Source organism: Paucihalobacter sp. (assembly GCF_036825875.1).
Taxonomy (GTDB): Bacteria; Bacteroidota; Bacteroidia; order Flavobacteriales; family Flavobacteriaceae; genus Paucihalobacter.
On record NZ_DAISXK010000076.1, the window covers coordinates 1 to 5,544 of the forward strand.

At 35.9% G+C, this 5,544-nt stretch carries 6 protein-coding genes; all 6 read right to left on the reverse strand.

What is annotated here, in order from left to right; translation table 11 throughout:
• The coding region (locus tag V7Z48_RS13290) for a ligand-binding sensor domain-containing protein (protein ID WP_334114096.1) at positions 1–1,355 on the reverse strand (1,355 nt) is incomplete at its 3' end.
• 145 nt (positions 1,356–1,500) lie between these two features.
• Positions 1,501–2,091 (reverse strand): hypothetical protein, encoded by a 591-nt coding sequence (locus V7Z48_RS13295; RefSeq protein ID WP_334114097.1) that lies wholly within the window; start codon positions 2,089–2,091, stop codon positions 1,501–1,503.
• Positions 2,092–2,240: 149 nt separating this feature from the next.
• On the reverse strand, positions 2,241–2,477 hold the full coding sequence (locus V7Z48_RS13300) for a DUF6095 family protein (RefSeq protein WP_334114098.1): 237 nt from the start codon (positions 2,475–2,477) through the stop codon (positions 2,241–2,243).
• Positions 2,464–3,285: an N-acetylmuramic acid 6-phosphate etherase gene (gene murQ / locus V7Z48_RS13305; RefSeq protein WP_334114100.1), complete on the reverse strand. Its 822-nt coding sequence runs from the start codon at positions 3,283–3,285 to the stop codon at positions 2,464–2,466. Before murQ ends, V7Z48_RS13300 begins: the two co-directional genes overlap by 14 nt.
• Positions 3,286–3,559: 274 nt before the next feature.
• Positions 3,560–4,375 carry a DUF4249 domain-containing protein gene (locus V7Z48_RS13310; RefSeq protein WP_334114102.1) on the reverse strand — a complete coding sequence of 272 codons (816 nt, stop codon included), beginning with the start codon at positions 4,373–4,375 and terminating at the stop codon, positions 3,560–3,562.
• A gap of 2 nt (positions 4,376–4,377) precedes the next feature.
• The coding region (locus V7Z48_RS13315; protein ID WP_334114104.1) for a TonB-dependent receptor plug domain-containing protein at positions 4,378–5,544 on the reverse strand (1,167 nt) is incomplete at its 5' end.

Consider the following 5,544-nt stretch of genomic DNA (forward strand, 5'->3'; position numbering starts at 1 on the left):
TTGTCTTCGGTGATAATATGCACGCGTGCTGTTGAGCAATCTTTATTGTTGGGGTTTATTTTTTTGATATTGTGTTGTGGGTCTATGCGATAAAAACCACCGGTGCGTGTAGCTATCCATATATTTTCCTTTCGGTCTTTGGAGATATGCAAGATATAGTCTGAATTCATTTGACTTCTAATTGCCGATATATCAACAAATGCATTCTTGCCTTTGTCATATAAATTCAATCCGGATGTGGAGCCAATCCACAATAAATTATCCTTTGTTTCTACAAAGGAATTGATGTTTTTTTCCGATAAGGCATTAGGCAATGAAAAGTTTCTATAATGAATAAAATCAGGCTCGGCATACTCTATTTTACCAATGCCGTTTCTGGTGCCCACCCAAACAACGCCGTCATTGGATTGTGTTAAGCTAAGCACGTGGTTATGAACCAAACTTTTTTCATCTTCTCTAATGTTCTGATACAAGTAATAACTATTCTTCTTGCTATCAAAAAACAGTAAACCGGAATGTGTTCCAATGTAAAATTGATGAGTATTTATTGGATGTATTTTTTGAAAGCTAACAGCCGTATTTAAAGGAGAAACTTCTGAAGAAGCTAATAACATTTTATCAGTATTGTTTGAAATATCTATTTCAAGTAAACCGGCATTACACCCCACTAGCAATTTTTCATTATGCCATTTGATATCGTAAATATCCCCTAGTTGAATTGCATTTGAAAAAGGACTATGGGTATGGTAAGTGGGTTCAAAAGTCTGGGTGTTGAAATGTGTGAGACCATTATCGGTTCTCAGCCAAAGATTGCCTTTGCCATCTGCGGATACGATACCGGTATAGTTGTCTTGTAAAACACCTTCTGGCGAAATGGTGGAGAGGTATAGCTGGGATGTTTTTTTATTTTTATCAAAGCGAATAAGCCCTTCATTAGCGCCAATCCAAAGAATCCCTTCAATATCTTCATAAATTGAAAAAATGCGGTTGCTGGGAAATGAATTTGGGTCATTGGGTAACTTAGTAAAACGTTTGATAACGCCTGTTTTCAGATCTAGACTATTGAGTCCACCGCCAAAAGTAGCTATCCAAAGAACACCATTGGCATCTTCATACAAATCCCAGATGTAATTGTTACTGATACTATTGAGATTGTTGCGCTCCTGCCGGTAGGTTTTAAAACCGGTTCCATCATATTTGTTAAGACCGTCGTGGGTGCCAAACCACATAAAGCCTTTGCTATCCTGAAGTATTGCAGTTACTGAGTTTTGTGAAAGTCCGTCTTTGACGCTTAAATGAGAAAAAACCACATCAGGACTTTGGGCAATTGACAAATTACCACAAACTATTGCCATGAGAAAGATTAAAAAAATAGCCTTCATTTTCTATAGGTTAAATAGAAAATGTTAAAGTACTATTTTTTTGGATTGTTTGAATCGAAAAATCTACTTTTCAGTGTGTTGCATCAGATGGAACTGCTAAATATGATAAGCATTCCTTTTATTTCAATCCTTTAAAATTGAAATTTTTAAGAACTGCCCAACTTTCTTCCGGGTTGTAACCTTTGGCATTGAGATTCACATAAAACCGATCACTATTTTGAAGCATTTGCAATTCGGTTCTGTTTTGTAAAGTATGGTATTCTTCAACCGCTCTAATACCGTTTTTGGTAACCGTGCGTTTGTAACTCTCGTTTGTTTCTTCATCAAAATTCATAGAAAACATCATTGTTAAACCCATCGTGGAAGCGGCTCCCATTTCACCGGCACGGTCAATAACATTGAGCTTTATTTCTTTGGATCTGTCTTCGTTTTGATAAGTTGCTTCAATAGAGCTAATGTTAACCATCATAGCGTTTCCGGCAGTGTATTTAGTGCGCTTCAAACCATCAATTTCATCGGGCAACCATGCCTTAAAGTCTTCTTTACTTATGGGCGTAATTTTTGACAAATCAGCTACTTCTTCTTTCATTTCTTCCATTTTAGTAGCTGCTTTGATGGTGTTTTTGACATTTTTTAGGTCGGTAGATGTTTTGTCGTTTTTACATGATGAAACAAAAAATATACAAAATAGAATTAGTGTAAATTTCATAATCTTAAATATTAGATAGTTAAACAAGTTGTGTTCTTATTACAAGTTAAGAACAAGATATTTATTTAAACAGTGAAGTGAATCACCTCATTGGGTGATTTTTAGATAGATGGTATTTGAAGCGTATAAAAAAACTTAATTCTAAAAAGCTATTTCTTTCCTTTAAACATACTATTCATAATAGTATTAAGACCGTAAAATGCAAGAATTAGGGAGGTGACACAAATTAATGCACCGACAATTAAGGTTATTAAATACAGATTCCCTTCTGGATTTGCAAAGGCGATGTAAAGCAGTGTAGGTCCAATAAACATACATAGTGCCGTGATTACCATAATTTTAATGCCTTTTACCAGCATCTCTTTATCGGTTCTATTGGTTTCCATCTTTGTAATTTTGAATGGCTAATCTCACATTTTTATATTTTAAAAGTAAGGCTTGGGCTTCTTGTTGTGGAAGGTTTAATTCATCCATGATCATATTTGTACCTCTCTCAACCAGCTTCTTATTGCTTAATTGCATGTCTACCATTTTGTTGCCTTTTACCCTGTTGAGTTTTATCATGACAGCGGTAGAAATCATATTTAAGATCATTTTTTGAGCAGTTCCGGCTTTCATACGTGAACTCCCTGTGATAAACTCCGGGCCTACAACTACCGAAATAGGAAATTGCGCCAGAATTGCCAACGGACTTCCGGGATTGCATGTAATGCTTCCTGTTAAAATATTATTTTTATTGCAGTTTTCGAGAGCGCCTATAACATATGGCGTCGTGCCAGATGCTGCTATACCGATGACTACATCGTTAGTGTTTATCTTGTGTGACTTTAAATCTTCCCAACCTTGGGTTAATGAATCTTCAGCGAATTCTACAGCTTTTCGGATGGCCTTATCGCCTCCTGCAATTAATCCGATTACCATATCGTGAGGAACGCCAAAGGTTGGTGGACATTCACTAGCGTCTAAAATTCCCAGTCTGCCGCTGGTACCGGCGCCAATATAAAACAAGCGACCACCGTTTTTCATTTTTCCCGAGATTTGATCGACAAGAATTTCTATTTGTGGGATGACTTGTTCTACGGCTAATGCAACGGTATAGTCTTCTTTATTGATCGATTGTAAGATTTGCGTGGTACTCATAGTTTCAATATTTGAGTAATGCGAATCGGATTCTGTGATTTTTTTGAATTGCATAGGCTAAAATTACAGGTTTTTTGCATTGATAAATACAAGCTGTTTACTTTTTATCGTCTTCCACACAATAAATCGATATGTAATCAAAAAAACAAGTAATTAAGTTGAGTTTGGTATAAGCAGAAAGTTTACTTTCAAGATTTTTTTATAACGTTCATTTTATCACCTTTTATACTTTAAGTAGGGCTTTGGTAGGACTTTGGTAGGACTTTGATACGTCCTAAACTAACTATTCAGGTTATAAAACAAATCCTATTTTCACTATAACAGACAATTATTCGACGACGTAAATAAACTCATCCATTTCTGAGAGTCTAAAATACCCAAATGGAAAGTGATCTGGATTGGTTTGATTTACCATATTACCTCTAACCGTGGCTGGCTGGGTTTCAAATGGTCCACCGCCTTCTTCACTAATTTGTTGTAATAAAATGAACATATAGTTGTAAAAACGCTCTGATGTACCGTGAATTCTAATGGTTACTTCGTCGCCTGCGCTAAGTTCTTCTTCAGTGTAAAAGCCAAACATTTGATTGCCGTTGGTAAACTCATCATTGTAACCTTCAAGACTCGGAATGGTTGGAATATCATTTATAAATTCAAAAAAATAGTAGTCTTCTGAATCCAGCGGATCATGGAAAAAGGCCTTTAATTCAGTTTCTTCACCACTAAAACCACCACTATCGTTTTGCTCCACAAAGTCTATAGGAACCACGGGTTGAAGCGTTTCAGTGCCTGAGTAGGTTTCTCCGTCATAAATGATAGTAAGATTATAAGTTTCACCAATAATTGGTATAAAATTATTGTTGATATAGATCCCACTATTACCAATTTCGTTGAATATGAAGTTGTTATTACTACTATCTGTAATGACTATTTCTGCATCATTGGCTGGAGGAACTGTTTCATCAAAAAATGGCGCTGTTAGCGATAATTTTATAGTTTGTTCATTTCCTGTGGTTCCTTTTTGCCAATTAATAGAGGCTTCAATAACCAATCTTGGTGCCTCGGTGTTTAAATCTACATCAATGACGTCTTCGCAAGACAAAAGAGTGATAAAGACCAATAGGTATGTAACTAATTGTTTCATATTTAGAACTTAAAATTGTAGGTTACGGATGGTATGATACCAAAAATTGCCAGTCGTACTGCTTCATTTTGTCCAGTATTTCTGTTTTGTCTAAAATCTATAGAAGCTGCATTTCTGCGATTGTAGGCATTGTAAATGCTAAAAACCCATTCACCTTTCCATCGTTTGGTACTATCTGGTTTTGGGTTGTAAATGGCCGAAACATCAAGCCTGTGGTAACTGGGCAATCGGCTTGCGTTTCGCGATTCAAAACTTGGTACAGACAAACCGTTATATACATATTGTCCGTTTGGAAAGGTTACTGGCAAACCCGTTTGAAATATAAAATTAGAGCTAAAACTCCATTTTTCGCTTACCTTATAGCTTGCTGTAAGTGAGATGTCGTGTGTTTTATCCCAAGGTGTACTGTACCACTCGCCGTTGTTGATACCGGTTTCGAGAGGAGTTCGTCCTGGAGTTTGCTGTTCAGATTTTGATAGGGTATAGGCTAGCCAACCTTTAAAGGCACCTTCATTTTTTCGTAATAAGATCTCTAAGCCATAGGCGCGACTTCGTCCATTTAATACAATTTGTTCTATGGCATTATTAGCAATTAAATCAGCACCATCAATATAATCTATTCTATTTTGAATGGTTTTGTAGAAGCTCTCTATTTCTAGTGAATACGCATCATTTTGAATCGTTTTAAAATATCCAATCGCAAATTGATCTAGCAACTGCGGTTTTATAAAATTACCACTGGGTGCCCAAACATCTAATGGTGTTGGAGAACTTGTATTTGATAATAAATGCAAGTATTGACTCATTCGGTTGTAGCTTGCTTTTACAGCTGTATTTTGATTTAACTGATAAGACATAGAAAATCGTGGTTCAAAATTTAAAAACGATTCAATTACATCAGAGCGATTAGAACTTTCGGTTCCAATTGGTCTGGCTTTTTCATAAATTTGAAGGTCTTGATTAAACACCACAGCTTCATCATTTTCATATACATTTAATTCATCTTGACCTAGTCTTAAAAACGAACTCATTCTTAAACCATAAGACACCGAAAAATTATCGCTAATTTGTTGTTCAGCATCAACGTAAAGGGCATTTTCAAAGGCGTATTTTTTAATAAGGTCAAACGAATTTATTCCTGAAGTTTCAGTTGTCGGTCTAATTTCGCC